The 26,681-nt window shown below is 67.6% G+C and carries 22 protein-coding genes; 11 read left to right on the plus strand and 11 right to left on the minus strand.

Annotated elements, in window-relative coordinates; all coding sequences use genetic code 11:
• Nucleotides 1-132: 132 nt before the first annotated feature.
• From WD184_05105 to WD184_05115, 3 genes are all read left to right on the plus strand, one after another.
• A complete protein-coding gene (locus WD184_05105) occupies nt 133-969 on the plus strand; it encodes an LLM class F420-dependent oxidoreductase (protein ID MEX0826109.1) in 837 nt (278 codons plus the stop codon).
• A 139-nt stretch (nt 970-1,108) separates the two neighbouring features.
• Nucleotides 1,109-2,485, plus strand: coding sequence for a trypsin-like serine protease (locus WD184_05110; protein MEX0826110.1), 1,377 nt, complete (start codon nt 1,109-1,111; stop codon nt 2,483-2,485).
• Nucleotides 2,486-2,492: 7 nt separating this feature from the next.
• On the plus strand, nt 2,493-4,091 hold the full coding sequence (locus tag WD184_05115; protein ID MEX0826111.1) for an ABC-F family ATP-binding cassette domain-containing protein: 1,599 nt from the start codon (nt 2,493-2,495) through the stop codon (nt 4,089-4,091).
• Between the two features lie 86 nt (nt 4,092-4,177).
• Here the strand turns inward: WD184_05115 and WD184_05120 are convergent, their stop codons facing one another.
• On the minus strand, nt 4,178-4,516 hold the full coding sequence (locus WD184_05120; GenBank protein MEX0826112.1) for a metalloregulator ArsR/SmtB family transcription factor: 339 nt from the start codon (nt 4,514-4,516) through the stop codon (nt 4,178-4,180).
• Nucleotides 4,517-4,928: 412 nt separating this feature from the next.
• Here WD184_05120 and WD184_05125 point away from each other — a divergent pair, with 412 nt between their 5' ends.
• Nucleotides 4,929-7,652 carry a GNAT family N-acetyltransferase gene (locus WD184_05125; GenBank protein ID MEX0826113.1) on the plus strand — a complete coding sequence of 908 codons (2,724 nt, stop codon included), beginning with the start codon at nt 4,929-4,931 and terminating at the stop codon, nt 7,650-7,652.
• 137 nt (nt 7,653-7,789) lie between these two features.
• Here the strand turns inward: WD184_05125 and ppdK are convergent, their stop codons facing one another.
• Entirely contained in the window at nt 7,790-10,405 is a 2,616-nt protein-coding gene (ppdK, locus tag WD184_05130) for a pyruvate, phosphate dikinase (protein ID MEX0826114.1), read from the minus strand.
• Between the two features lie 183 nt (nt 10,406-10,588).
• Nucleotides 10,589-11,707: a GAF domain-containing sensor histidine kinase gene (locus tag WD184_05135; protein MEX0826115.1), complete on the minus strand. Its 1,119-nt coding sequence runs from the start codon at nt 11,705-11,707 to the stop codon at nt 10,589-10,591.
• 118 nt (nt 11,708-11,825) lie between these two features.
• Between WD184_05135 and WD184_05140 the strand changes: the two genes are divergently transcribed.
• Genes WD184_05140 through WD184_05150 form a run of 3 tightly spaced genes read left to right on the plus strand, consistent with a single transcriptional unit; the run spans nt 11,826 to nt 13,589 of the window.
• Entirely contained in the window at nt 11,826-12,503 is a 678-nt protein-coding gene (locus tag WD184_05140) for a response regulator transcription factor (GenBank protein MEX0826116.1), read from the plus strand.
• The gene (locus WD184_05145) at nt 12,500-12,922 is read left to right on the plus strand and encodes a universal stress protein (GenBank protein ID MEX0826117.1); all 423 of its coding nucleotides are present in this window, start codon (nt 12,500-12,502) and stop codon (nt 12,920-12,922) included. The genes WD184_05140 and WD184_05145 overlap by 4 nt, the downstream gene beginning before the upstream one ends.
• A gap of 1 nt (nt 12,923) precedes the next feature.
• Nucleotides 12,924-13,589 carry a CBS domain-containing protein gene (locus WD184_05150; GenBank protein ID MEX0826118.1) on the plus strand — a complete coding sequence of 222 codons (666 nt, stop codon included), beginning with the start codon at nt 12,924-12,926 and terminating at the stop codon, nt 13,587-13,589.
• Between the two features lie 85 nt (nt 13,590-13,674).
• Here WD184_05150 and WD184_05155 read toward each other — a convergent pair whose 3' ends face one another.
• The 5 genes from WD184_05155 to menB are packed head-to-tail and all read right to left on the minus strand — an operon-like array spanning nt 13,675 to nt 19,286.
• The gene (locus WD184_05155; protein MEX0826119.1) at nt 13,675-14,481 is read right to left on the minus strand and encodes an alpha/beta hydrolase; all 807 of its coding nucleotides are present in this window, start codon (nt 14,479-14,481) and stop codon (nt 13,675-13,677) included.
• Nucleotides 14,482-14,523: 42 nt separating this feature from the next.
• Complete coding sequence (locus tag WD184_05160) at nt 14,524-15,843, minus strand: isochorismate synthase (GenBank protein MEX0826120.1); 1,320 nt, start codon at nt 15,841-15,843, stop codon at nt 14,524-14,526.
• Between the two features lie 36 nt (nt 15,844-15,879).
• On the minus strand, nt 15,880-17,571 hold the full coding sequence (gene menD, locus WD184_05165; protein MEX0826121.1) for a 2-succinyl-5-enolpyruvyl-6-hydroxy-3-cyclohexene-1-carboxylic-acid synthase: 1,692 nt from the start codon (nt 17,569-17,571) through the stop codon (nt 15,880-15,882).
• A gap of 30 nt (nt 17,572-17,601) precedes the next feature.
• Nucleotides 17,602-18,471: a 1,4-dihydroxy-2-naphthoate polyprenyltransferase gene (locus WD184_05170; GenBank protein ID MEX0826122.1), complete on the minus strand. Its 870-nt coding sequence runs from the start codon at nt 18,469-18,471 to the stop codon at nt 17,602-17,604.
• Entirely contained in the window at nt 18,468-19,286 is an 819-nt protein-coding gene (gene menB / locus WD184_05175) for a 1,4-dihydroxy-2-naphthoyl-CoA synthase (protein MEX0826123.1), read from the minus strand. Before menB ends, WD184_05170 begins: the two co-directional genes overlap by 4 nt.
• Before the next feature lie 239 nt (nt 19,287-19,525).
• Between menB and WD184_05180 the strand changes: the two genes are divergently transcribed.
• A complete protein-coding gene (locus WD184_05180) occupies nt 19,526-20,824 on the plus strand; it encodes a class I adenylate-forming enzyme family protein (protein ID MEX0826124.1) in 1,299 nt (432 codons plus the stop codon).
• Between the two features lie 97 nt (nt 20,825-20,921).
• Here WD184_05180 and WD184_05185 read toward each other — a convergent pair whose 3' ends face one another.
• Together WD184_05185 and WD184_05190 are read right to left on the minus strand one after the other, a co-directional pair.
• Nucleotides 20,922-21,407, minus strand: coding sequence for an FKBP-type peptidyl-prolyl cis-trans isomerase (locus WD184_05185; protein MEX0826125.1), 486 nt, complete (start codon nt 21,405-21,407; stop codon nt 20,922-20,924).
• Nucleotides 21,404-21,646: an RNA-binding protein gene (locus WD184_05190; GenBank protein ID MEX0826126.1), complete on the minus strand. Its 243-nt coding sequence runs from the start codon at nt 21,644-21,646 to the stop codon at nt 21,404-21,406. The genes WD184_05185 and WD184_05190 overlap by 4 nt, the downstream gene beginning before the upstream one ends.
• A gap of 298 nt (nt 21,647-21,944) precedes the next feature.
• On the opposite strand from WD184_05190, the gene WD184_05195 reads away from it, so the two are divergent.
• From WD184_05195 to WD184_05205, 3 genes are all read left to right on the plus strand, one after another.
• A complete protein-coding gene (locus WD184_05195; protein MEX0826127.1) occupies nt 21,945-22,718 on the plus strand; it encodes a dienelactone hydrolase family protein in 774 nt (257 codons plus the stop codon).
• Between the two features lie 101 nt (nt 22,719-22,819).
• On the plus strand, nt 22,820-24,079 hold the full coding sequence (locus WD184_05200) for an MFS transporter (GenBank protein ID MEX0826128.1): 1,260 nt from the start codon (nt 22,820-22,822) through the stop codon (nt 24,077-24,079).
• Nucleotides 24,080-24,090: 11 nt separating this feature from the next.
• A complete protein-coding gene (locus WD184_05205; protein MEX0826129.1) occupies nt 24,091-24,639 on the plus strand; it encodes a hypothetical protein in 549 nt (182 codons plus the stop codon).
• Nucleotides 24,640-24,831: 192 nt separating this feature from the next.
• Here WD184_05205 and WD184_05210 read toward each other — a convergent pair.
• A partial coding sequence (locus WD184_05210; GenBank protein ID MEX0826130.1) for an ATP-binding protein occupies nt 24,832-26,681 on the minus strand: 1,850 nt, incomplete at its 5' end.

Here is a 26,681-nt window from a genome sequence, read left to right on the forward strand (position 1 = left end):
CTCCGCCTCGCTTCGCTTCGGCACCTCCCCCGGAGTACCGGGGGAGGACGCTGCCGTTCCTGCCGGTAGCGGGTAGCGACTCCTCGAGGGCAGCGGGCAGTTACCCTCACGTGCCCCCCTCCTGAGGACCTCGTGAAGCTCGGTCTCATGTATGCCAACACGCTGGCGGTCACCGGTGGGCAGGTTCGTGCCCAGATCTCGGCGGCGGAGCAGGCGGGGTATGAGTCGGTGTGGGTGGTGGAGCACGTCGTGATCCCGAAGGGTTACGAGTCGGCCTACCCGTACAGCCGTAGCGGGAAGATGTTGGGTGGTGCCGAGGACTTCGACATCCCCGACCCTCTGGTGTGGTTGGCGTTCGCCGCGGCCGTATCCACCACGATCAAGCTGGCCACGGGCGTGCTCATCCTTCCGCAGCGGAACCCGGTGATCCTCGCCAAGGAGGTCGCGTCGCTCGATGTGCTCAGCGGGGGGAGGGTGATCCTCGGCGTGGGGTCCGGATGGCTCGAGGAGGAGTTCCGCACGCTCGGTGCCTCCTTCGACGATCGGGGTGCCCGGGCCGATGAGTACATCCGGGTGCTGCGGACCCTGTGGTCAGACGAGGTCGCCTCCTTCGCGGGCGACTTCGTCTCGTTCGATGAGGTCTATCTGCGTCCCCGGCCGGTGAACCGGTCCGTACCGATCGTCATCGGGGGACATTCGAAGCGGGCGGCGCGCCGCGCCGGCGAGCTGGGCGATGGGTTCTACCCGGCCTCGGCTGCGGTCGAAGAGTTGCCGGGTCTGGTCGCCTTTGCCCGGGAGACGGCCGAACGGGCTGGCCGAGATCCCGCCGCATTGGAGGTAACCATGGGGGCACGCCCCGACGCAGCGTCGGTCGAGCAGTTGGCAGCCGCCGGGGTCGATCGGGTGGTCGTCTCGGCCGCCGCGGGCGCAGAAGCCCTCGCCGGGTTGGCCGCCGATGTCCTCGGCTGAGCACGGTCGCCATCAAGGGACCCTCGGCGAGGGCCGATGGGTCTCGATAGGATCGCTTCGGGAAGGTCGATCCGTGTCCGGCGCCGCGCGTTCAACCCGCGGGCGCCGGGCGGGCCAGCAAGCAGACCAAAGGCGACCGGTGCACCCCAGAATCCTCGTCGGGCTCGTTCTTGTCGCGCTGGTCGCGGGCGCCGGGCCGGCGCGCGGCCAATCTGATCCCGAACCAGAAATCGTGGGAGGCCGCGAGGCCAGCCCCGACGAGTTCCCTTTCATGGTCGGCTTGGTGAGGACCAACAACCCCGACACCTTCCAGAGCCAGTTCTGTGGGGGGAGTCTGATCGATCCCGAGTGGGTGCTCACGGCGGCTCATTGCGTCGCGGGCACTCGTGCGTCGCGGATCCAGGTGTATGCCAATGACTTCGACCTTGAAGGCGACGGCGACCGTATCGACGTTTCGGCGATCTTCGTCCACGACCAGTTCGACGACAACACGCTCGAAAACGATGTGGCGCTTCTGCGATTGGCGGAACCGGCGATGGCAAGCCCGCAGAAGAACGACACAGTTCGATTGCCGCTGGCGGCCGACGCCGCGTCCTATGGCGAGGGCAAGGAGGTAATCGCGATCGGGTGGGGGCACACCGAGAACGATCCCCCCGGCACACCCAGTTTTCCGCGCCGCTTGCGCGAGGTCGAGCTGCCGATGGCAAGCGACGCCGATTGCGCCGACGCGTACAGCGACTTCGAGCGGCCAGACATGGTCTGCGCCGGCTTCGAGGCCGGCGGCGCCGACACCTGTCAGGGGGACAGCGGCGGACCGCTACTGGTTCCTCTCGGTGACGGCACCCACCTTCAGGTGGGCATCGTGTCGTGGGGGAGCGGCTGCGCCGATGCCGGATTCTTCGGCGTCTACACCAGAACCGTCACATACGCCTGCTGGATCGCCGAAACGATCGGCAACGGCACTCTCGGCTACGGGAAGTCGACGATCAGCGGCACTAGTGGTGACGACGTGCTCGCCGGCTCGAGTGGGAGCGATGTGATCCTGGGTCTCGACGGCGACGACGTGATCGATGGCAAGGGTGGATCCGACGTGCTGTGCGGTGGCGACGGAGACGACGAGATCTTCGGCGGGTCGGGGCCTGACGTCCTCGACGGCGGTCCTAGCGCCGATGTGCTCGACGGCTCCACCGGTGCCGACATGCTCTTCGGCGGGGTGGGCGACGACACCATCCGCGGCGGGAAAGGCAGCGATATCGGCGTCGGTGGACCGGGGGATGACAAGATCGTTGGGCATCGTGGGCAGGACTTCCTCAAAGGATCATCCGGTTCCGATCGGATCAAGGGGGGTCGCCACGCCGACCTCCTCTTCGGGGGATCTGGCGACGACTTCCTTTTCGGCAATCGGGACGACGACATCCTGATCGGGGGTGGCGGGTTCGATCAAGCCAATGGCGGTGCCGACGAGGATCAGTGCGACGGAGAGATTCTCGGCTCGTGCGAGTCACCGGTACTCTGATCGTCCCGTGATCATCGTGCGTGGCCTCGGTGTCGAGGCCGGCATTCGGACCCTCGTCACCGACGCTTCCTTCGCCCTCCACCCAGGGGACAAAGTCGGCCTGGTCGGCCGTAACGGCGCGGGCAAGACCACCCTCCTCCAGACGCTGGCCGGGCGGAGGCCTGCCAAGAGCGGCACCGTGGCGCGTTCGGGCAAGATCGGGTACCTCTCCCAGGAGGCTTCCCTTCCAGAACTCGAGTACGCCGACGCCACTGCCCTCGAGCGCGTCCTTGCCGCCCGCGACATCGGGGGAGTGCAGCGCCGCATGGAAGAAGTCCGGCAGGCGATGGAGTCCGCCGATGGCGCGGAGCGTGATCGGCTGATCCGCCGGTTCGCGCGACTCGAGGTGGAGTTCGAGACCGCGGGCGGATATCGGGCCGAAGCCGTGGCCCGGAAGTTCGCCTCGGCGGTGGGGATCGCCGACAGCGAGATCGGGCAGCCGGTGCGCACCATGTCTGGTGGTCAGCGGCGTCGGGTCGAGCTTGCCCGCATCCTCTTCTCCGAGACGGATGTCCTGTTCCTCGACGAGCCCACCAACCACCTCGACCTGGATGCCAAGGCATGGCTGATGGAGTTCCTCGCCGACTACCCGGGAGCGTTGCTAGTGGTCAGCCACGATCTGCCGCTGCTCGATGGCTCGATCACGTCGGTGCTATCCCTCGAGGACGGGACCCTGGAGCCCTACCGCGGCAACTACACGCATTTCCTGGCCGAGCGCGATCGCCGCCGCGAACAGCGGCGGAGGGAACGGGCCATTCAGGAGAAGCGAATCAACGATTTGGAGTCGACGGTGCGGCGATTCATGGGCACCACCGAGAAGATGTCAAAGCGCGCCAAGTCGATGCAGACCCGCGCCGACCGGATGAAGGAGTCGCTCGTCGAAGTCGCGAAGAAGGGCCGCTCGGTCGCGGTGCGTTTCCCGCAGCCCGAGCCGTCGGGCCGCATCCCGATCGAGGGGCTCAACCTGTCGAAGGCGTTCGACGACAACGTGGTGTTCGTCGACGTCGGGGTCCATGTCGAGCGGGGTGAGCGGCTGCTGATCCTGGGACTCAACGGCGCCGGCAAGACCACTCTGTTGCGCATACTCGCCGGGGTCGAGCACGCCGACATCGGTGAGGTGGTCATCGGCTACCGGGTGTCGGTGGGCTACTACGCCCAGGAGCATGAGCACATCATTCCGGATCAGACCGTCATGGAGCACATGCGGGCCGTGTCAACCGACCCGGAGCAGGATCTCCGGGGCGTCTTGGGGCATTTTCTGCTCGCCGACAAGATCGAGCAGGTGGCGGCGACCCTGTCGGGAGGGGAGAAGACGAAACTTGCGCTCGCCCAACTCGTCGTGGGCCGCCACAACGTGTTGCTCCTCGATGAGCCCACGAACAACCTCGACACCCAGGCAAAGGAAGCGCTGCTCAAAGCGCTCCACGCGTACACGGGAACGGTGATCCTGGTCAGCCACGACACCGACTTCGTCGCCGCGCTTGCTCCCGACCGGGCGATCCTGATGCCGGACGGCACCGCGGTCTACTTCGACGAGTCCCTGCTCGAGTTGGTGGAGTTAGCGTAGGAAGCGCAATGCGCGATGCGCGATGCGCGGTAAGTCTGAGTGGCGGAGGCCGGAGCCCGCCTCGCCAATCGCCAATCGCTGCTCGGCTAGCCGTGAATCTGGACCAGCGAATCCTGCGCGGGTTGAAGGGCCGTCGCAAGCTCCGCCATGGCTTCTGGGACCACCCAGTAGTGGATCCACTTGCCGCGACGCTCCTTGTCGACCAGGCCTGCCTCGTAGAGGACCTTGAGGTGGTGGCTCACGGTCGGCTGTGATACGCCGACGTCGTCGACGAGGTCGCACGCACACGCGTCGCCGCAACATGCGATCAGCGAGAGCAGCCGCAGTCGCGCCGGGTCGCCGAGGGCGCGGAAGCGCGCGGCGAGGCGATCGGCATCGTCGTGCCCCACCGGCGACTCCAGGATGGGCGAGCAGCAGGCTTCCATGTGGATATATTGACAACTATCGATGCGTATGTCAACATATCGACTACTATCGATATAGGAGGTGGGCGCATGGCTCCGATCAAGATCACCGGCGACGCCGGTGGCGACGACTCGGATTGCTGCTCCGGCTGCGGCCCCGGCTGCTGCTGAGAGGATGGGGAGGGCCGGCCCAGCCGGCCCTTCCTCATTCGCCTTCCGCCCTCCGCTTTCCGCCATCCGCAAGAGACGTGTTGACGCATTGCGCATCTCGGGCGTAGAGCAGCGAGGGCGGTACAGCAAGGTTCCGCCTTTCGCCTTTCGCCTTTCGCCTTTCGCCTTCCGCCTTCCGCCTTTCGCCTTTCGCCAATCGCCAATCGCCAATCGGCCAATGGCCCCTAGGGCAATCACCCGGCCATCTGCCACAATCGTTCCCGTGGCCGGTTATCCGTCCGACTACGAATTCCACTTGGTGCTCCGTGATGGGGGCCTGGCGTATATCCGTCCCATCACGCCCGACGACGTTGGCGCCCTCGATGCGATGTTCCGGCGGATGGGCCGCGCCAGCATCTATCAGCGCTTCTTCAGGCACAAGGACGAACTGACCGACGAGGAGCTTCGCTACTTCGCCAACGTCGACTACGAGGATCGGATGTCGTTCGTCGTCGAGGTCGGGGGGGTGATGGTCGGGGGAGGCCGATACGACCGCCTCCCGGACGAGCCGACGGTGGCCGAGGTTGCCTTTGGCATCGAAGACGCCCACCAGGGCCGCGGCATCGGCACGCATCTGCTCACCCATTTGACGAACTATGCGCGGCACCATGGGGTGGAGTCGTTCCGGGCATTCGTCCTACCCGACAACTACGCGATGATGCGCGTGTTCAGGTCGTCGGGCTTCACGATGCATCGCGACATGGGCGGCGGGGTCTACATCGTGGACTTTCCGGTGGCCTTGACGGAAGAGGTCACCCGGCAAGAGGGACTTCACGAGCAGCAGGCGGTGACCGCCTCGCTGTTGCCGGTGTTTTACCCGAAGTCGGTGGCGGTGATCGGCGCCAGCCGCGATGACGCCTCGATCGGGGCTCGCCTACTGCGGAACCTGCTGCGGGGAGGTTTCTCGGGCACGGTGTTCCCGGTGAACCCGAGCGCTCCGTCGGTGAGCTCGGTGAAGGCGTACAAGTCGGTGCTCGACATCCCCGATCCGGTCGATCTCGCCGTCGTCGTGGTCCCCGCCCGCTTCGTGCTCGATGTCGCCCGGGAATGCGCCAAGAAGGGTGTGCGCGGCCTGGTGGTGATTTCGGCCGGGTTCTCGGAGACCGGGCCGGAGGGTGGCGCCCTCGAGAAGGAACTCCTCCAGATAGTGCGCGACGGGGGCATGCGGATGGTGGGGCCCAACTGCATGGGTCTGTTGAACACCGACCCGGCGGTCCGGCTCGACGTGACCTTCGCCCCCACTTTCCCTCCGCAGGGGAACGTGGGGATGTCGAGCCAGTCGGGAGCGCTCGGGATCGCCATCCTCGACCACGCTCGCCGCCTCGACATCGGCATCTCGACCTTCGTTTCGGTGGGGAACAAGGCGGATGTCAGCGCCAACGACCTGCTGCTCTACTGGGAGTCGGATCCGTCGACCGATGTCATCCTGTTGTACCTCGAGTCGTTCGGACATCCACGGCGGTTCGCGCGGATCGCTCGACGGATTGCTCGGAAGAAGCCGATCGTCGCGGTGAAGTCGGGGCGGACCGCCTCCGGTGCCAGGGCGGCCAGCAGCCACACTGGGGCGCTGGCATCGGTGGAGCGGGCCGTCGGCGCGCTCTTCCGGCAGGCGGGGGTAATTCGCACCGACACCCTCGAGGAGCTGTTCGAGGTGACCACGCTCTTGGCGAATCAGCCGCTCCCCAAGGGCCGCCGCGTGGGCGTGATCAGCAACGCGGGTGGCCCGGCCATCCTCGCGGTCGATGCGCTCGAATCGGCGGGCCTCGAGGTCCCGGTGTTCTCGGATGCGCTACAGACCTCGTTGCGCCAGCACCTGATGGCGGAGGCTTCAGTGCGCAACCCGGTCGACATGATCGCTTCGGCCGGGCCCAACCACTTCAGGGCTTGCCTGCGGTCGATGCTCGACAGCGACGAAATCGACTCGGTGATCGTGATCTACATACCCACCAGTCCGGGTGCGCTGCCCGCGGTGAGGCAGGCGGTGAGTGAAGTCGTGGGCTCCGATTCTGGGGGCAAGACCGTGCTTGGCGTGTATATGGAGGCGTACGCCGAGCCTCCCCCTCCGGTCGCCGAGGGGGAGGCCAGGCTCCCGGTGTACCCCTTCCCGGAGCCGGCGGCACGGGCGCTCGCCCGCGCCGCCAATTATGCGGAATGGCGGCTGCGGCCCGAAGGGGAGCAGGTTGGTTTCGAGGGCATCGACGCGGTGGGGGCACGGACGGTGGTCGAAGCCGCGTTGGGACGCTTGGGCGACGGCGGGTGGCTCGAACCGGCCGAAGCCGAAGCGGTGCTCAGGGCCTACGGGATCCCCACCGCGGTGTCACGCACCGTTGCCACCCGGGAGGAGGCAGTAGCCGCCGCCGCCGAGATCGGCGGCCCTGTTGTGTTGAAGGTGATCGCCCCCAGCGTGCTCCACAAGTCCGATGTCGGGGGAATCGCCCTCGGCGTGAAGGGCGCCAAGGCAGTCGGGGAGGCGTTCGACCGGGTGACGTCGGTGGCGAAGGACGCCAGCGGCGCCCTCATCCAGGAGTTCGTTCCCGGTGGCCACGAGGTGATCGTCGGCATGACCGAGGACGAATCGTTCGGCCCGTTGATCGCGTTCGGGCTCGGCGGGGTGTTCGTCGAACTGATCGGCGACGTTGCCTTCCGGATTCATCCCCTCACCGATGTCGACGCCGCCGAGATGATCAACGAAGTGAAGTCGGCCCGGCTCCTCGAGGGCTACCGCGGCTCCGAACCGGGCGACATCGAGGCGCTCCACGAGACGCTGCTCCGCGTATCGGCCCTGGTCGAAGACCTCCCCGAGATCGCCGAGATGGACCTCAACCCGGTGAAGGTGTTGCCCCCCGGCGAGGGCGTCCGGGTGGTGGACCTGCGGATGAGAGTACGCCGGGTAGAAAAACACTGGCTCCCCAGCCGCAAAGACATCCCCGCGGTCCAGAGGAGATAGCAAGGAAGCGTCCTCTCCCGGTATGCCGGGGGAGGTGCCGAATGGTGCCTCTTTCGAGAACCGTCCAGTCCTGCTCGCAGGGTCAGTTGCCCCCCCTTCGGGGTACTCCCCCCGGAAGCCGGGGGGAGACGCCCCTCTTAAACCGTCGAGTCCACTGCACGTTGGCCGAGGGCGGCGTGAGCGGCGGAGAGGCGGGCGATGGGAACCCGAGCCGGGCTGCACGACACGTAGTCGAGCCCGGTGCGGTGGCAGAAGTCGATCGTCGCCGGGTCGCCGCCGTGCTCGCCGCAGATTCCCACCTCCAGGTCGGGGCGGGCTGCCCGGCCCTCGCGGGTGGCGAGCTCCACCAGGCGACCGACGCCTTCGGTGTCGATCGACACGAAGGGGTCGGTGGTGAGAACCCCGAGTTCGAGGTACCGCGCCAGGAAGGCATCCTGGGCGTCGTCGCGGCTGATGCCGAACGTCATCTGGGTGAGGTCGTTGGTGCCGAAGGAGAAGAAGCGAGCGTGCGCGGCCAACTGCCCGGCGGTGAGCGCCGCTCGGGGGATCTCGATCATCGTCCCCACCGGGATGTCCACTGCCACCCCGGAAGCCGCCACCTCCCGGCGGATCATCTCCTCCATCCTGCCCAGTTCCTCCACGGTGGATACCAGCGGCACCATGATCTCGAGGTGGGGGTCCCCGCCTGCGGCCAGCCTTCGCTTGACGGCCTCGAGCGCGGCGCGGACCTGGGCGACGTACAGCTCCGGGCGCACGATCCCCAGCCGGACGCCCCGCAGGCCCATCATCGGGTTCGATTCTTCGAGGCGGCGCACCGCGGCGATCAGGTGATCGATCTCCCCGGGGTCGGCGTGCTTGGCGATGAGCTCGCTCCGCTCCATCACGAGATCGATGCGCGCCGGGAGGAACTCGTGGAGGGGCGGGTCCAGCAGTCGGACGACGACGGGCTTGCCGTCCATGGCCGTCAGGAGCTCCTCGAAGTCGTCGGCCTGCACCTTCTCGAGTGCGGCGAGGGCATTCTCGGGGTCTTCGTCGAGGATCACTTGCTGGACGATCGGCAGCCGCTCACCCATGAACATGTGCTCGGTGCGGGCGAGGCCGATCCCGTCGGCACCCCAGCGAGCCGCTTCGGCGGCGGTGGCCCCGTCATCGGCATTCGCCCGAACTCCGAGCGTGCGCACTTCGTCGGCCCAGGCGAGCAGTTGCTCGAGTTCGTCGCTGGGCTCCGGACGGATGAGGGGCAGTTCTCCGAGGTACACCCGGCCGGTCCCGCCGTCGATCGTGATCACATCGCCTTCGGAGACAACCGTGCCACCCGAGCTGAAACGCCGGTTCGCCTCGTCGACGATCATGCCCCCCGCTCCGGTCACCGCCGGGGTGCCCATTCCGCGAGCGACGACCGCCGCGTGGCTGGTGCGCCCCCCGTGGCTGGTGAGGATGCCCTCGGCCGCCGCCATCCCGTGGATGTCGTCCGGGGTGGTCTCCCACCTGACGAGGATCACCGGTGTACCCGCCGCCGCCATCTCCACTGCCCGATCGGCGTTGAACACCGCCGCGCCACATGCTGCTCCCGGTGATGCGTTGAGACCCCTGGCGATCGGGTCGGCTGCCACCGGCTGGTCGAGCCCCGGGTGGAGTAGTTGGTCGAGCGACGCCGGGTCGACCCGAAGCAGGGCTGTGTCGCGATCGATCACGCCCTCCTCCACCAACTCGACGGCAATGCGGACGGCAGCTGCGGCGGTCCGCTTGCCGACTCTGGTCTGGAGGATCCACAGCTTCTCGCGCTCGACGGTGAACTCGATGTCGCACATGTCGCGGTAGTGGCGTTCGAGCTTGCCCATCACCTCGACCAGTTCGGCGTGGAGGGTGGGGTGCCGCTCGGCGAAGGCACGGAGGCTCACGGTGTTGCGGATTCCGGCCACGACGTCCTCACCCTGGGCGTCGGGGAGGTAGTCGCCATAGGGCGAAGCCTCGCCGGTGGATGGATCACGGGTGAAGCACACGCCGGTGCCAGAATCCGCCCCCAGGTCACCGAACACCATCGACTGCACGTTGCAGGCGGTGGCGAGATCCTCGGGAAGCCGGTGGATGTGGCGATAGTCGCGGGCGCGCTGGTTGTTCCATGAGGCGAAGACCGCGGCGATGGCCCCCCGGAGTTGTTCGTGAGGGTCTTCGGGCAGCGGGGTGCCGGTGGCGGCGACGATCTCCTTGAACCGGCGGGTGGCCTCCCGCATGTCGTCGGCGGTCAGTTGGCTGTCGTCGTCGACGCCCCGGGCCTGGCGAAGGTCGGTGAGCACCTCCTCGAAGGCGGACCCTTTGGCCCCAAGAACGACCTTGCCGTAGGTTTGGGCGAACCGGCGGTAGGCGTCCCAGGCGAACTGTTCCCCGCCCGACCATGCCGTCAGCGCGGCATGAACTTCGTCGTTCATGCCGAGATTCATCACCGTGTCCATCATTCCCGGCATCGAGAACTTTGCCCCGGAGCGCACCGACACCAGCAGGGGCACTCCGTCGGTGGCACCGAAAGTCCGTCCGGTGGTCTGCTCGAGCCGCCGAAGGGCCTCGACCGTCTCGTCCCAGATGTCGTTGGCGAGGGCCCCTTCATCGAGGAAACGACGGCATGCCTTCGTCGACAGGGTGAAACCAGGCGGCACCGGCAACCCGAGCCGGGTCATCGTGGCAAGCCCGGCCCCCTTCCCCCCGAGCCCCTCCTTGTCGTCCCCATCACCCACCGCAAAATCAAACGCGTACATGCCGACCATTGTGGTCTGATCGCGCCGAGTGTCAGTAGCGGGCGGAAGTCCTAACGAGCCAGGAGGCCTTCCGCCCTCCGCCGTCGGCAAGAAACGCAAAGAAGCCACGCTCCCGCGGATAGCGGAGGAGCGATTCCTGCTGGAGGCTGGAGGCTGGAGGCGGTAGCGGCCGGGAACCGGCCGCTACCTCACTGGCAACTCGACGTGGACGGTGGTGCCCTGGCTTTCGTCGGATTGGAGGCCGTAGACGCCGCCGGCGGTGGCTACGCGGCGTGCCATGTTGCCGAGGCCGAGGCCGTGATGGTCCTTCGACGTGTCGAAGCCGGATCCGTTGTCGGAGATCGTCACCATCACCCGATCGTCGAGGCATTGCACGCTCACGCTGATGTCGGTGGCGTCGGCGTGGCGGAGGGCGTTGCTTGCTGCCTCTCCGACGATCGCCACCAGGTGATCGGCGATGGCGGCGTCGGGCACCCCGGGTGGGCAGTGGACGGTGAGGGCGATCTCCTTGCCGTGGGGACGGGAGAGTTCGGCCAGCAACTCGCTGAGGCGGGAAGTGAGGCCGGGCTGAGCCCAGACCGGCGGCTGGAGATCGAAGATGAATCTCCGCAGGGCGATGATCGTCGAGTCGAGCCGGTCGACCGCATCGTCGATCCGCTCCTTCACCGAGGTCGGGTCACTATCGATCTTGCCGATCGACGCCTGGAGCCCCAGCCCGACTGCGAAGAGGTCTTGGATGATCGAGTCGTGCAGGTCGCGGGCTATTCGCTCGCGGTCTTCGGTCAGGGCGGCACGGCGGAGTCGTTCCTGAAGCCGAAGGGTGGAGATCGCCGCTCCGGCGGTGACGGCCATGAACTCGACGAGCACCTCGTCGCCGTCGTCGAAGCCCCCCTCCTTCTCGGTGAGGTACAAATTGCCGAAGATCCGGCTGCCGACGCGCACAGGCACCCCCAGGAAGGAGTGCATCTCCGGGTGGTGGTCGGGGAAGCCAACCGAATCGGGGTGGTTGGCGATCTCGTCGATGCGCACCGTTTTCGCCTGGCGGGTGATGGTCCCCAGGACCCCCTCCCCCCGGGGAAGGTGTCCGATGGCGTCGGCCGTGTCGGAGCCGATGCCGATGTGGATGAAGTCGATCAGGGTGCCGTGCTCGCCGATCACCCCGAGTGCCCCGTAGCGGGCTCCTGTCAGCTCCATTGCCATGACCACCGTCGACTCGAGCAGCGAGCCCAGCTCGACCTGGCCCACGACGCTGGCGGCGGCTTCCACGAGGCCACGAATTCGGCCGGGGGTGAAGTCCTTCACGGGGCGAGATTGTATGACCCCTCGACGCCCGTTACGGGCGCCAGTTAGGGCCGTTTGGAGGGGGTCTTGTGCCTTTCCGCCGTCTCGGCGGCCGAAGCGCCCCGGGTATCGTGGGGTCGTGACGAAGGCACTTCGCATCGAACTGGTGGACGACCACGAAGTGGTCCGCAGTGGCCTGAAGTCGATGCTCGACGCCGAAGACGACCTCCAGGTCGTCGGCGAGGCAGGCTCGGTCGAAGAGGCCATCCGCCGGGTCGGCTTCGACGAGCCCGACGTGGTGATCCTCGACGTACGGCTCCCCGATGGAAGCGGGGTGGAGGCTTGCCGCGAGATCCGCACCCGCTGGCCCGACATCAATGTTTTGATGCTCACCTCGTTCGCCGACGACGAGGCCCTTTTCGCCTCGATTCTCGCAGGAGCGTCCGGCTACGTCCTCAAGCAGATCAAGGGATCGGATCTCATCGAGAGTGTGCGCAAGGTGGGTCGCGGCGAGTCCCTCCTCGATCCCGAGATGACTGACCGGGTGTTCCGCCGCATTCGCGGCGAGGAGCAGGGCGACCCGCTGCTGGCCCGGCTCAGCAAGCAGGAGCGTCGTATCCTCGAATACATCGCCGAAGGCTTGACGAACCGGCAGATCAGTGAGCAGATGTTCCTCGCCGAGAAGACCGTCAAGAACTACGTCTCCAACGTCCTCGCCAAGCTCGAGATGAGCCGTCGCAGCGAGGCGGCCGCCTATGCCGCCAGGCTGCAGGCAGAGAAAGAGCATCGATACCCACCGGAGCAATGGCCGTCATGAAGATCATCGTCGGAGTGGACGACAGCGACATGGCCGAGTCCGCGGTGAAGCGGGCACTGGATCTCGGTGGGCGCCTCGGTGCGGAGGTAGATGTCGTCAACGTGTCACATGTCCCCTCGACGGTGCTGGCGGCGATGGCGGGGGTGCCCACCGTCGCCGAGGATTTCGCCCACGCCCAGCGGGAGGGCGTCTGGGCGCGAATCGGCCCCTTGCTGGAGGGGACCACCGCCTCGCGTGTCGACCTGGAGGGCTACCCGCCCGACGCATTGATCGACCATGCGAAGGCGACGTCGGCCGATCTCATCGTGGTGGGAAGCCGGGGCAGAGGGGACCTGGCCTCGTTGCTGCTGGGAAGCACGAGCCACCGGGTCGTCAACAACGCGCCGTGCGACGTCCTGGTCGTGCGGGGAGAGGGATGACATGAAGGTTCGAGATCTGATGACGACGGAGCCGATCACCACGACTCCTGGCGCCTCGCTCAAAGAGGCAGCGCGTGCCATGGTGCGGGAGAAGGTGAGCGGCTTGCCCGTCGTGGAGGGCGGCAAGCTGGTCGGCATGGTCACCGAGGGCGACTTCCTCCGCCAGGAGGCCGACCGGGACCAGCCCTATCGGCTGAGCCTTCTCGAGGCGCTGTTCGGCGACGGCACCAATGAGCCAGAGGCAGAGACCGTGCGCGAAGTCATGTCGAGCCCCGTGGTGACGATCACCTCCGACGCCACCCTCAGCGAGGCGGCGCGGGTGATGTCGCACCGCAATGTGAAGCGGCTCCCCGTGGTCGATGAAGACGGCGCCCTGATCGGCATCATCAGCCGGGCCGACGTCGTGAACGCGTTCACCAAGCCCGACGAGGTGATCGAAGACGAGATCCGCGAAGACATCGTGCGGCGCCTGCTATTCCTCGAACCCGACGTGATCGACGTCAAGGTGGACGGCGGCGTGGTCACCCTGTCCGGGGAGCTGGAGAACCGCACCGAAGCCCATCTGCTCGAAGAGCTCACCCGCCGCATCGCCGGCGTCATCAAGGTCAACAGTGACCTCACCTACGAGGTAGACGACGGCCGGATCGGGAAGTCGTACCCGCTGTAGGGCCTCGCTTCGCTCGGCCGCAATTGGCAATTGGCGATTGGTAAGAGCGGGGCCATCCGGGGTCTTGGCCGTCGGCTGTTGGCTCCTAAATCAGCGCTTTGACCGCGTCCGCCACCGCATCTGGCTGCTCCATTGGTACGAAGTGGGTCGCCCCCGCGATCGTCCTTAGTTCGGCGTTTCGGAAGCGGGAGATCAGGCTCACGCCGAACTCTGGGGGGTGGCTGTTCGAGTGCTCCCCGACCAGGACCGTCACCGCACATCCGATCTCGCCGAGGCGGGCCCAGGCTCCGTGGGCGGTGGCCGCCCGATAGAACTCGGCCTCGATCTCGGGCGGGCAGGCCAGGGTGCGGCCGCCGTCGGCGGCCTCAACGGTTCCGTGCTCCACATACAGACGAAGGGACTCGTCGGTCCATCGGGCGAACGGCCCCCGTCCGTGGAACGACTCGAAGGCGCTTTCGACCGATTCAAAGTGGTGGCGTCGCCGGAGGGCCTGCATCGTCAGCGGGTTGTCCTCGCCCCTGACAAACGGCGGCGGGAGGATGATCGGCTCGATCAGCACCAGGGCCGAGAAAGTGCCTGGACGGATGATCTCCGCCATCGCCACCGCCGCCCCGCCCGACGAGTGGCCCACTCCGATCGGGCTATCGGCGGAATCTCCGAGCACGTCGCTGACGTCGGCGCCGAGATCCCACCAGTCGAACGGCGGTTGCGGCGTGCCGGATGCGCCGTGGCCCCGTTGGTCGAGCAGGGTCGCCCGGACTCCAGGCAGCCGATCGACCACAGGAAGCCAGGTCTCCTTGCAAAACCCGGTGGCGTGGACGAACAGCGCGTGGGCACCCCGATCACCAACCGCCGAAACCGCCAGCGGAATCCCATCGCGAGCAGTGATCACCGTGATCTGGCTTCCTTCTTCCTTCTTGCCAATCGCCAATCGCTAATCGCCGGGCCCGAGCGCAGCGAGGGCCCTAACCATCGGCCGGAGCTTCAGACGGGTCTCTTCGAGCTCTCTGGCGGGGTCGCTGTCGGCGACGATGCCGTTGCCCGCGTAGGCGATCGCATGGGGACCACGGATGAGGGCGCTGCGCAGGCCCAGCGCCAGCTCTCCGGTGCCGGAGGCGTCGGCCCAGCCGATTCCGCCCGAGTACCAGCCCCGGTCGATGCCCTCCATCTTCTCGATGAACGCCAGGGCTTCGGCGCGGGGGGTGCCGGCCACCGCCGGGGTGGGGTGGAGGGCGTCGGCGAGTTCGAGCAGACGGGAGTCGGTGGTGCCCCGGATGGGGGTGGCCAGGTGCTGCACGGTTGCGAAGCGGTGGAGCACCGGGGTCGGCGATCGTTCCAGGGTGGTGGTGATCGGGCGGAGGCGTTGCACCGCGTCGGCGACGACGAGCTCGTGTTCTTCCCGGTTCTTGGCGCTGCCGAGCAGGTCGTCACCGAGACGGCGGTCCTCCTCGGCGTCGGCGCCGCGGGCGGCCGATCCCGCCATGGGAGCGAGGTGGAAGTTCTGGCCGTCGCGCCCCACCAGCAGCTCGGGGCTGGCGCCGATGAACACGGCCTCGCCCTCCTGCCACCCGAACACATGGCACTCGGGGTACCGGTCACGCAGTTCCGAGACCAGGTCGAACGCCCCGATCGCCACGGCTGCCTTCACGGCCACCGATCGGGCGAGCACCACCTTCTGCATCGATCCTGCCTTGATCGCCGCCACGGCCTCGTCGACGAGCCCGAGCCAGTCGGTCGGAGCGGGTCGCGCCTCCACGGTGTTCTCGATGGGGGATTCCTCTGGGATCGGCGGCGGGGCTTTCAGCGTGGCCGCCAGGGTCAGCAGCAGGTGGCCTTCCGCCCCTGGGGGAAGGGCGATCCACAGGCGCGACTTCCCGTCCCGTCTTGCCACCGCCACCTCGGGCACCACCAGCGTCGCCGACGGGAAGCCCTCCCAGTCGGGCCCCATCGTTCCATCCCCGTTGAATGCGAAGCCGACCATTGCCGGTATTTCCGATTCGAGGTTGCGGAGATCCGCATCGAGCAGATTCAGCCGGTTGGTGCCCGACGCCGCAACCCGGTGGGCCACCCCGAGGGTTCCGATGGTGGTGCCTTCGGGTGATGCGTAGAAGGCGGCGTGGCCGAATCCCGCCGCGCCGGAACGAACGAGGTCGAGGGGATCGATGTCGGCTTCGGCGTCGACGATCCGGAGCCCCGCGGGGAGAGCGCGCAGCTGCCGGGCGAGGGCGGCCAGGGTCGGACGAGGTATCAGCATCGATCCGATGGTACCGAGGGCGGGCGGCGGGCCCTCCTAGATCGATCGCAAGGCGGCTTCGACGGATTCCCTGATCCGCCGATGCAGCCCGACGTTCTCGTTCCGGTCGGTTCGCACCTCGAGGAGCAGCGGTTCGTCCCGCTTCGCCTCGATTCCCGCGGCGAGCGCCTCGGCGGTGTGCACCTGGCGGGCCTCGACGCCGAGCGAGCCGGCGACGGCGGTGAAGTCGAGGGCATGCGGCGTGCCAAAATGCCGCTCGAAGTGCTGGTGCCCCTCCTGGGGGAGGAAGTGAAAGATTCCTCCGCCGTCGTTGTTGACGACGACGATCGTCACGGGGATCTCCAGCCTGGCCGCGGTGGCCAGCGCGCCGAGGTCGTGGAGTACCGAGAGGTCGCCGGCTAGAAGCGTGGTCGGTCGTCCGGAGACTGCCGCCGACCCGAATCCGGCCGACAGGAACCCGTCGATGCCGTTGACCCCCCGGTTGCCGATCACCCGGATCCGCCGGTCGGTCGGCTCGAGAAAGGCGTCGACGTCGCGGATGGGCATCGACGAGGCCACCCACAGGGTGGAGTCGTCGTGGAGGGCCCGACCCACCATCCGCGCCACCGCGGGTTCATTGGGGAAAGCCGCGCCGTCGATCGCGGCGGCGACGGCGGAGGAGGCTGCGGCGTCGGCCGATCTCCAGGAGTCCATCCAGTCGCGCGACGCCGCGGAGCCGATCGCCTTGGCCAGGCCCTCGAGTGCCACTGCCGGGTCGGCTCGCAGGATGCTGGCCGCTGAGGCAGTGGGGTCGCGCCAGCCGGACGGTTCGATGAACAGGTGGGGGAGCCCGCGATTCTGTTCGAGCCAGTTCCACACCGGCCGCGATGTGGGAAGGGCGCCGAACCTGACCACCCACGCCGGCTCGGACCGCTCCAACCATCCGCCCCATGCGAGCGGGTCGGCCGACCGGAGCACCGCCGACCGGTCATGGGGGCCGCACCGGAGCCCCGAGAGGGCGTCGGCGAGGATCGGCCAGCCGGCGGCGGCGGCGAAGGCGGATGCCGCGGTGACGGCGGCAGGATCGTCTTGCGGTCCCGCGATGATGATGCCGCGGGTGCCGCTCATGGTCTCGGCAAGGTCGGCGATCGCTTCTGCCGATGGCTCGAGGCGGCCGTCGATCACCATCGGCGGGTCGGGCGTCTCCGGCGGCTCCGCCGTCGGCATCAACGGTTCGCGGTAGCGAATGTTCAGATGCACCGGCCCGGCGGGGGCGCCGACGGCCTCGGCGACGAGGCGGGCGGCGAGGGTCACCACTCGGGCCGGGTCGGCGTCGGCCGTCGACTCGACGTCGTGGAACCACTTGACGGTCCGCCCGAACAGGTTCTGCTGATCCATGGTCTGCGGTGCGCCAAATTCGCGGAGGTCGAACGGGCGGTCGGCGGTCAGGGCAATCAGCGGCACCCGGGCGTACCGGGCTTCGGCCAGTGCAGGGTGGAGCTCGGCAGCGGCGGTACCCGAGGTGGTGACGATCGCCACCGGTTCACCCAGGGTGCGAGCAATCCCGAGGGCAAAGAACGCCGACGACCGCTCGTCGTGATGGGACCAGTCAGTGATGCCGGGCTCATCGGCGAACGCCAGCGCCAGCGGAGTGCTCCGCGACCCCGGGGTGATACACACGTGCCGCACCCCCAACCGGGCAAGCGCCCGCACGAGCGGAACGGTGAACGCGGTGGAGCGGTCGGTCACGCGGAAACGGTAGCGGGGGGGGAAACTGCTCTATACCGCCAGCCCCACTCCCAGGAGGGCGCCCACTAGTAGGTGTAGAACTGCCGTCGCTTTGAGGGCTTTGATCAGGGCGGGGCCGGAGGTGGTGGTGGCGACGGTGCGGACCGGGGAGATTGCCAGGGGGAGGGCGGCGAGGGCCAGCAGCGACCAGCGGGGGATCCACCCGAGCCCGGCGAAGGCGGTAATCGCGGCGAACGTTCCGAACACGAGCCCTCCATAGAGGAGGGTCGTCGTCCGGCGGCCGATGATCACCGCCAGGGTGCGTTTCTTGGCGGCGCGGTCCGTGTCGAGATCGCGGAGGTTGTTGACCACCAGGATCGCAGTGACGAGGAATCCCACCGGGATCGCCACCAGCCACGCCTGCGAGGGCACGGTGGCATCGTGGGCGTAGCGGCTACCGGTGACCGCGGCGAGGCCGAAGAAGACGAACACGAATACCTCACCCAACCCGTGGTACCCGTACGGCCAGGGGCCCCCGGTGTAGGCGAGGGCGGCTCCGATGGCGGCAACGCCGATCGCCAGGATCAACGGGCCCGAGATGGCGGCGAGGTACAGGCCGCCGGCACACGCCGCCGTCAGCACCACCGCAGTGCCGATCCACACCTGGCGCGCCGTCAGCAGCCCGCTGGCGACGGCCCGGGGGGGACCGAGGCGCTCGGCAGTATCGGCGCCGCGGGCATGGTCCGAGGCGTCATTGGCGAAGTTCACCGCGATGTTGAGCAACACCGCGGTGACCAGGAGGACAAGGAAGGAATCCCATCGGAAGACCCCTTGCCCGTGGGCGAGGCCCGAGCCGACCAGCACCGGGGCGACGGACGCCAGCAGGGTGGGCGGCCGGGCGGCGACCAGCCACGCTTTCACGGGAGGCGAGGGAACTTCCCGAAGTCAGGCTTGCGCTTCTCGTTGAAGGCGTTGCGGCCCTCCTGGGCCTCCTCGCTCATATAGAAGAGGAGCGTGGCGTCGCCCGCCAGCTGCTGCTGGCCGGCCAGACCGTCGCTGGCTGCGTTGATCGCCGCCTTCATCAGCCGCACCGCCAGGGGGGATTTCTCCAGGATCTCGTTGGCCCAGGAAACCGTCTCCGCCTCCAGGTCGGCGACCGGGACCACCTTGTTGACCATCCCCATCTCGTAGGCCTCGGCGGCGGAGTACTGGCGGCACAGGTACCAGATCTCGCGTGCCCGCTTATCGCCCACCATCCGGGCGAGCAGCCCGGCGCCGTATCCACCGTCGAACGAGCCGACTTTTGGCCCGGTCTGCCCGAACACCGCGTTGTCGCCGGCGATGGTCAGGTCGCAGACCAGGTGGAGGATGTGGCCGCCACCGATGGCATAGCCGGCGACCATGGCGATGATCGGCTTGGGGAGCCGCCGCATCTGTATCTGCAGATCGAGGACGTTGAGGCGCGGCGTTCCCTGCGGATCGAGGTACCCGGCATCTCCCCGGATCTTCTGGTCGCCGCCCGAACAGAACGCCTCGGTCCCCTCGCCGGTGAGGATGATCACCCCGATCGACTGATCGTTCCGGGCCTTCTCGAAGGCATCGCTCAGTTCGAACAGAGTCGTCGGTCGGAACGCATTACGCACCTCGGGCCGGTTGATGGTGACCTTGGCAATGCCACCGAGCGTCTCGTACCGGATGTCGGTGTAGTTCCCGTGATCGGACCAGTCGAAGGGCATATTCGGCAAAGTTAGTCGGAGGGTCGGGGGCCGCAGTCGCCCGAAGCGTCCTCCCCTGCCGTCTGCGGCGGGGGAGGTGGCTGCCGGGCGGGAAGCCCGGCAGCCGGAGGGGGCAGCGGACCCTGCGAGCATTCCAACGACGGTGCTCTCTTCGGGCGTCCTCCCCTGCCGTCTTCGGCGGGGGAGGTGGCACCGCCGCGCGTTGCGCATTGCTCATTGCGCATTGCGAGAATCACAGCATGGACTACCTCGCCCGTGCCGCTGCGGACCGCCCCGAGTCTCCGGCAATCCTCTATGGCGATCGCACCATCTCCTATCGGGACCTCGACCGGGCGGCGAATGCGGTGGCGGGGATGGTGCTTGGTGCCGGCCTTGAGGGCACCGGGGTGGCGTTCTGGGGGGAGCGGGACCCGGCGACCGTCGCTGCCGTGTGGGGGGTGTGCCGGGCGGGAGCCACCGCCGTGCCGGTGGATGCGCGGATGCCTCCGGCCGAGGCGATGCAGCTGACCCGCGAGGCCGGGGTTCGCGGCCTCTTTCCGATTCCGGAGGGGGGTATCGACGCGCTCCTCGATCGCAAGGTTCCGTCGGAGATCCCTGCCTGGGGCCCACCTTCCGGCGCCGCCCGGTTCGTGGTGTTCACCTCCGGCAGCGAGGGCACCCACAAGGGGGTGATCCTCACCGGGGAGAACATTGCCGCCTCGGTCACCGGCTCGCGCGATCGCCTCGGCAATGGGCCGGACGACGCCTGGCTCGGGGTGCTGCCGCTGTTCCACGTCGGTGGCCTGTCGATTCTGTGGCGTCAGGCCGAGCAGGCGGCGCCGGTGGTGCTCGAAGCGGAGTTCGATCCGGGGCGGGTAGCCGGGCTCCTGGGCACGACCGCCTACTCGTCGCTGGTTCCGACGATGCTCCGGCGGGTGCTCGACACCGGTCGAGTGGTCGGTTCGGGCAAGTTGCTCCTCGGGGGCGGGCCGGCCGATGTGTCGCTGTTGCGGCGGGCGATCGACGCCGGTGTCCCCGCCCTCCAGACCTACGGGATGACCGAGACCGCCTCCCAGGTCACCACGGTGGCGCCGGGAGGCGAGGAAGCCGATCTGGGAACGGCGGGCCGCCCGATTCACGGCGCCGAGGTCCGGATCGCCGATGGTCGCATCGAACTGCGCGGCCCGATGCTCTCACCCGGCTACCTGGGGGAGGACCCCCGGCCCGAGGGTTCCTGGTTCACCACCGGTGACCTCGGTTCGATCGACGACCAGGGCCGGCTCACCGTCCTTGGTCGGGCCGACGCGGTGATCGTCACCGGTGGCGAGAACATCCATCCCGCCGCAGTGGAGCGGGTCCTCCGCAGTCACCCCGGCGTACTCGACGCCCGGGTGTTCGGGAAACCCGACGACGAGTGGGGAAGGCGAGTTGTAGCCGAAGTGGTCCTCGACGGCATCAGCGTTTCCGAACTACGCGAATGGGTCGCCGCCCACCTCACCCCCGCCCAACTCCCCAAAGAGTGGCGCTCGGTCGAGCGGTTGCAGGGAAAGCTCGAGTAGCGTCAGACCGCCGCACGGCCCCCTCCGTCTCGCTTCGCTCGCCCCTGCGGGGGAGGAAACGCGAATTGCCAATTGCGGCCCGGGCGTAGCCCGGGCACTACTCAATGGAATCGATCGTGATTTCGAAGGTGAGGGCTTGGCCGGCGAGCTGGTGATTGGTGTCGACCGTGATGAAGTCTTCGGTGATCGCGAGGATCGTGCCGGCCCCGCCGCTACCGAATTGCACCCGCTGGCCCACGGTCAGGCCCTCGGGGGCGCCTTCGGCGGGGACTTCGATGATGAGCGCCTCGTTGTACTCGCCGTAGGCCTCGGCAGGCTCGAGGCGAACCGTGAGGGTCTCGCCCACTGCCTTGCCGCGCACGGCGTTCTCGAAGCCGTCGATGAGGCTGCCTTGACCGAGTACGAACACCAGCGGCTGTCCGCCGATGTTGGAGTCGAATTCGGTGCCGTCGTCGAGCGTGCCGCGATAGAACACGCCGACCGTGTCACCGTCGGACGCAACTGTGGCGGCGGAGTCTCCTCCACCGCCACAAGCTGCTGCGACCAGCGCGAGGGCGGCGACCAGGCCGCCCCGCGAAGTCATCGACGGGGCCGGGCTTCGTTGACGTTGAGCTTGCGTCCACCGTGGTCCGCGCCGTTGAGCGCCTCGATGGCCTTGCGGCCGGCATCGTCAGGCATCTCCACGAAGCCGAAGCCCCGGGAGCGACCGGTGTCGCGGTCCATGATCACGGCGGCCGAGTCGACCTGGCCGTGCTCGGCGAACACCCGCTCGAGTTCGTCAGAGGTCATGGAGTAGGAAAGGTTTCCTACGTAGATGTTCATCGGGTCCCTTTCTCGAGTCCCAAACACCCGCCTCCGTGGCGGGCATCTGCCGGTGGGTTCCCGAGAAACAAACGCTCGACTCACCTCAACCAGGCAAACCCACGATAGCGAAACCGGGGAAATTGCCCCCGAGTCCCAGCGAAGGCCGCCCCCGGAACTGGGAGAAGGAGCTTGGCCGGCCGAAGGCCGGCCCAAGGCGGCCGAAGGCCGCCCGTTGGCTGTTGGCTGGTGACTGGAGACTGGTGACTGGTGACTGGATAGTGTCGGGGGCCGCAAGAGCCTGGAAGGGGGCCGGCCCATGTGCTTCGACCACGATTCGATACCGCCCATCCAACCGGTGGCTGGTGCCGCGATCGACACCCGCCACCTCAACCTGACCACCTCGGACGGCCATGAGCTGACCGCGTTCGAGGCTCTCGGGGCAGGCGTCGGGGCGTCGGTGCTCGTGCTTCCCGATGTTCGGGGCCTGTACCGCTTCTATGAGGAGTTGGCGGTTCGCTTCGCCGAGGTGGGCCACAATTCTGTGGCCATCGACTACTTCTCTCGCACCGCCGGCCAGGGCACGCGCGGCGACGATTTCGATTACATGCCGCACGTGCGGCAGACGACCTTCGAGTCGGTGACGGCGGACGCCGCAGCCGGGGTGGCGCATCTCCGCAGCCTCGACCCGGACCGGCCGGTGTTCACCCTCGGGTTTTGCTTTGGCGGTTCGAACTCGTGGCACCAGGCGGCCAACGGTCTCGGGTTGGCGGGAGCGATCGGTTTCTACGGGAACCCCAACCGCGAGTTCCCCCCAGGGGCCACCCCGCTGGTCGAGCGGGTGGGCGAAATCGATTGCCCAATCCTTGGCCTGATGGCAGGTGACGATCAGGGCATTCCGCTCGAGGAGGTCGATCGCTGGCGCGACGCCCTGAACGCCGCCGGCGTGCCGAACGAGATCGTCGTCTACGAGGGCGCCCCCCACTCGTTCTTCGATCGCAAGTTCGAGGAGTACGCGGTGGAATCCGCCGACGCCTGGGATCGGGTGCTGCGGTTCATCGCCGAGAAGAGTCAAGTAGCAAGTAGCAAGTAGCAACTTCGGCGGGACCAATCGCCAATCGCTAATCGCCAATCGCGGCCCGAGCGAACCGATGGCCTCTTATCATCCCCCCTCGGCATGCACCGCGATTCCGCATGAGAGAGACCTTTCGGCGAACCTTTCGTTCCCTCCGGATTCGCAACTTCAGAATCTTCTTCGTCGGCCAGTTCATCTCCGCCGTCGGCCTGTGGATGCAGCAGGTCGCCGAACTGTGGCTGATCCTCGAACTCACCGATAGCGCGGCGGCTCTGGGGGCAATCACCGCCACCCACTTCGGGCCGATCCTCGTGTTCGGGTTGTGGGGTGGGGTCATCGCCGACCGGGTGGACAAGCGGCGTTTGATGATGGTCACCCAGACCCTCCTTGGCCTGCTCGCCGCCGGGCTGGCGATCACCAGCGCCCGGGGCACCCTCGGTGTCGCCACCCTGTTCGGGTTCTCCTTCGCGGTTGGCATGGTCACCGCGCTCGACAATCCCACCCGGCGGTCCTTCGTCCGGGAGATGGTGCCTCTGATCGACGTGCCGAACGCGGTGAGCCTCAACTCGACCCTGATGACGTCGGCCCGGGCGGTAGGCCCGGCGATCTCCGGGATCCTCCTGGCGACACACGGGGCGACCCTGGTATTCACGGTGAACGCGGTGTCCTATGCGGCGGTGATCGTGGCGCTGATGATGATGCGACCCGGCGAGCTGTATCGCACTGCCCCGGTGCCGCGACGCCCCGGCCAGCTGGTGGAAGGGCTCCGCTACTCGTGGAACAACCTTGCGGTGCGGCTGCCGATCGTGATGGTCGCCTGGATCGGCACGCTCTCGTTCAACTTCTCCCTGCTGCTCACACTCTTCGCCGACCACGTGTTCGACGTTGGGTCGAGGGGCTTCGGGGTGCTCATCTCGATGACGGCGATCGGCTCGCTGGTCGGCGCTTTGATCACCGCCTCGCGTCGCAAGGTGACCGAGCGGTACATCGCCTGGGCGGCGGTGGGCTTCGGCGTGGTGACCTTGATCACCGCGGTGGCGCCCACCTACGTCCTGATGGCCATTGTCCTGGTACCCGTCGGCCTGTTTGCGATCGCCTTCCTCGCGGGCGCCCAGGGCCTCGCCCAGGAGAGCACCGAGTTGCATCTTCAAGGCCGGGTGATGGCGCTGTTCGCGGTGGTGTTCCTCGGAAGCACCCCGGTGGGTGGTCTCATCGCCGGCGGGGTGGCCGAGTGGCTCGGTCCGCGGTTTGCGTTCGGGATGGGCGGGGTGACGGCGATAGTCGTCGGGGTCTGGGCACATCGGGTGGTGACGCGCGCCCGGCGGGCGGCGAGCCATGATGCCGAGGTGATGGCGGTCGGGGGAACGGGCGGCCAGTGAGAGGAACCGTCATGAGGCGAGCGATGGTGCTGGTGGCGGTGGTCCTGTTCGTGACGGCCTGCGGTGCCGACTCGGGCGGCGCCCGCCCGTTGACGGACGAGGAGCGGGCGGTGGCTACCGCCCTCGACGCCAGCATCGAAGCCGAGTCGGCAGCAACCGACGAGCCGTTCACCGACGCGGAATCCCGGCGGTGCCTCGCTGAGAGCATCGTGCGCGAAGTCGGCGTGGCGAGGCTCGCCGAGCTCGGGGTCACCGCCGATGGCGTGGTCGAGTCGACGGTGCTCTTCGAGCGAATGACCGCGACCGAACTCGACACGATCGCTGATGTCTCGGTCGAGTGCTCCGATCTGGAGAGCATCTTTATCGAGGAGGGCGGCATGAGCGCGGGGAGCGCCCGCTGCTTCGCCGACCGGCTGACCGACGAGGGCACCTACGCCGATCTCATCCTCGCCGGGCTCAAGAACGAGGAGCCGGCCAATGAGGTCTTCGTAGCGATGCTCGCCGCCGGCTCGGACTGTCTCACCACCGAGGAGTTCGCCGAGTTCTTCGGCACCGGGTGACCGTCGAAGGTATTGAAGTCGCCGGTCCCGTGAACTGCGCGGCGCCCTCGCCATCTCTGAAGCGCGCCTGTGGAGTGAGTCGACCTAGGCCATCGAAGAAAGACGCCGCCAATAGCGCCGCCTTGATCGGTGGCCTCACCCCGGAGGAGCTGGAGACAGTTCTCGGGTAGCCCTGTTCTGAGGAGGGCGGCCCTACGCGGCTTGTTCTTCGACACCCAGCGTCGAGCGCACCGGCAGGGTGGTGACGAATATCGAGCCGCTGCCGTCGAGGCGGTCGCTCACCCGGACGGTTCCCCCGTGGGCGGCGACCAGGGCGCGCACGAGATAGAGCCCGATGCCCGTTCCCTGTTCGGCATGGTTCTTGCCGCGGCGGAATCTCTCGAAGATCACTTCGCGTTCATCGAGGGGAATGCCAGGACCGCGATCGGCGACCGTGACGACGATCTGCTCGCCGTCGCCGTCAGCCGAGACTTCGACCGGGGTGCCGGCCGGGCTGTATTTGACGGCATTCTCGATGAGGTTGGTGAACACCTGCCGCAGGGTTCCCTGGTCGCCGGTCACGAGGGTGAGTGCGCCGGCGAGGTGGAGGTCGATCTGACGCTCGGGGAACAGCCGGGCGATCAGGTCGACGGCTTCGGTGACGACATCCCCGAGGTCGAGGCGGTCGCGCCGGTACTCGAGGGCGCCCGCCTCGAGGCGAGACGCGAGCAACAGGTTGGAGATCAGTGCTTCGAGGTGGGCCGACTCGCGCTGAATGAGGGCCACATGCTCGAGCGCCTCGGGATCGCTCAGGTAGTCGGGCAGCAACGCCCCGAACCCGATGATGGTGGTGAGAGGGGTACGCAGCTCGTGCGAGACCGAAGCCACCAGGGTCGTCTTGAGATTGTCGAGTTCCTGCAGGCGGGTGACCGCGGCGCGCTCTCGCGCCAGTGAACGGGTGAGCCCGATGGCGGCGGCTCCCTGGGCGGCGACCCCCTGGGCGATACGAATTTGATGATCAGGGATGGCCTCGCGCCGATTGCGGTCGAGGACGAGAACGCCGAAGGTCTCGTTCCACGCGGTCAGAGGCAGGAGCAGCAGCGAGCGGACCCCAAATGGTTCGCGCCACGAGTCGGGGAGCAGTTCGGGGTGGGCTTCCGGGTCGAGTAATGCCATCGGCTCGCCCGATGCCATGACTTCGCGTGCCGCCGGAGCGTCCTCTGAGTTGGAAATGAAGCGCTGCCAGGCGGCATCATCGACGTGCCCATCGGCGAACTGGCTCATCGTCGGGATGAGGCGGTCGCTCTCTTCGTCGAGGAGGAAGACGGAGCATCGGTCGAAGCTGGTGACCCGGGCGCAGTTCTGTGCGACTGCGGCGAGTACCGGGATCAGTTCGGTGGTGCGGGTGAGCACGCTGCCAACCTCGAGGAGAGCCTCCGCATCGCTGGCCCGTCGCTCCTCGCGCTCGAAGGCGCGGGCGTTGTCAAGTGCCAGGGCGACGTATTCGGAGAACTCGGCGAGATCTTGCTGACGCTTGCGAAGGATGGCGGGCTGGCCTTCTACGATGAGGACACCGAGGAGCAGGCCATCGCGGCGGAGCCCGAACGCCAGGAACGGCTGGTTGCCGAACCGATCGACCACGTGGTCTGGCAGCCCGTCGCGGGGATCTTCGACCATCACGACTTCCGCGCCGGCGCGGATTCGCTGCACCACGTCGAAATCTTCCACGTTCAGCCCCCGCCATTCCTCGAAGAGGTCACGATCCACCACACCGGAGGCGTATTCGGAGACGTAAGGCAGAAGGCGCCCGTGTTCGGGAGACACCAAGAAGAGGGAGACGCGTTCGATCGAGAACGTGGTGGCGAGGAACCTGAACATCTCTGCGACCAGTCGCTTGGTCGACCGTTCTGTGCCCGCTCGTCTCAGAAACTCGAGAATCCCCCTCGAGAACGAGGAATGCTTCGCTATTTGCATGCTCGGGAGGTATCGGCCGTCCACGAGGTCAGGTTGAGGATGGTGGACGGCTTCCGGCTTGCGTCCTCCCCCGGCTGGCGTCCTCCCCC

The organism is Acidimicrobiia bacterium (genome assembly GCA_040878325.1).
Classification (GTDB): Bacteria; Actinomycetota; Acidimicrobiia; order Spongiisociales; family UBA11373; genus JAUYIV01.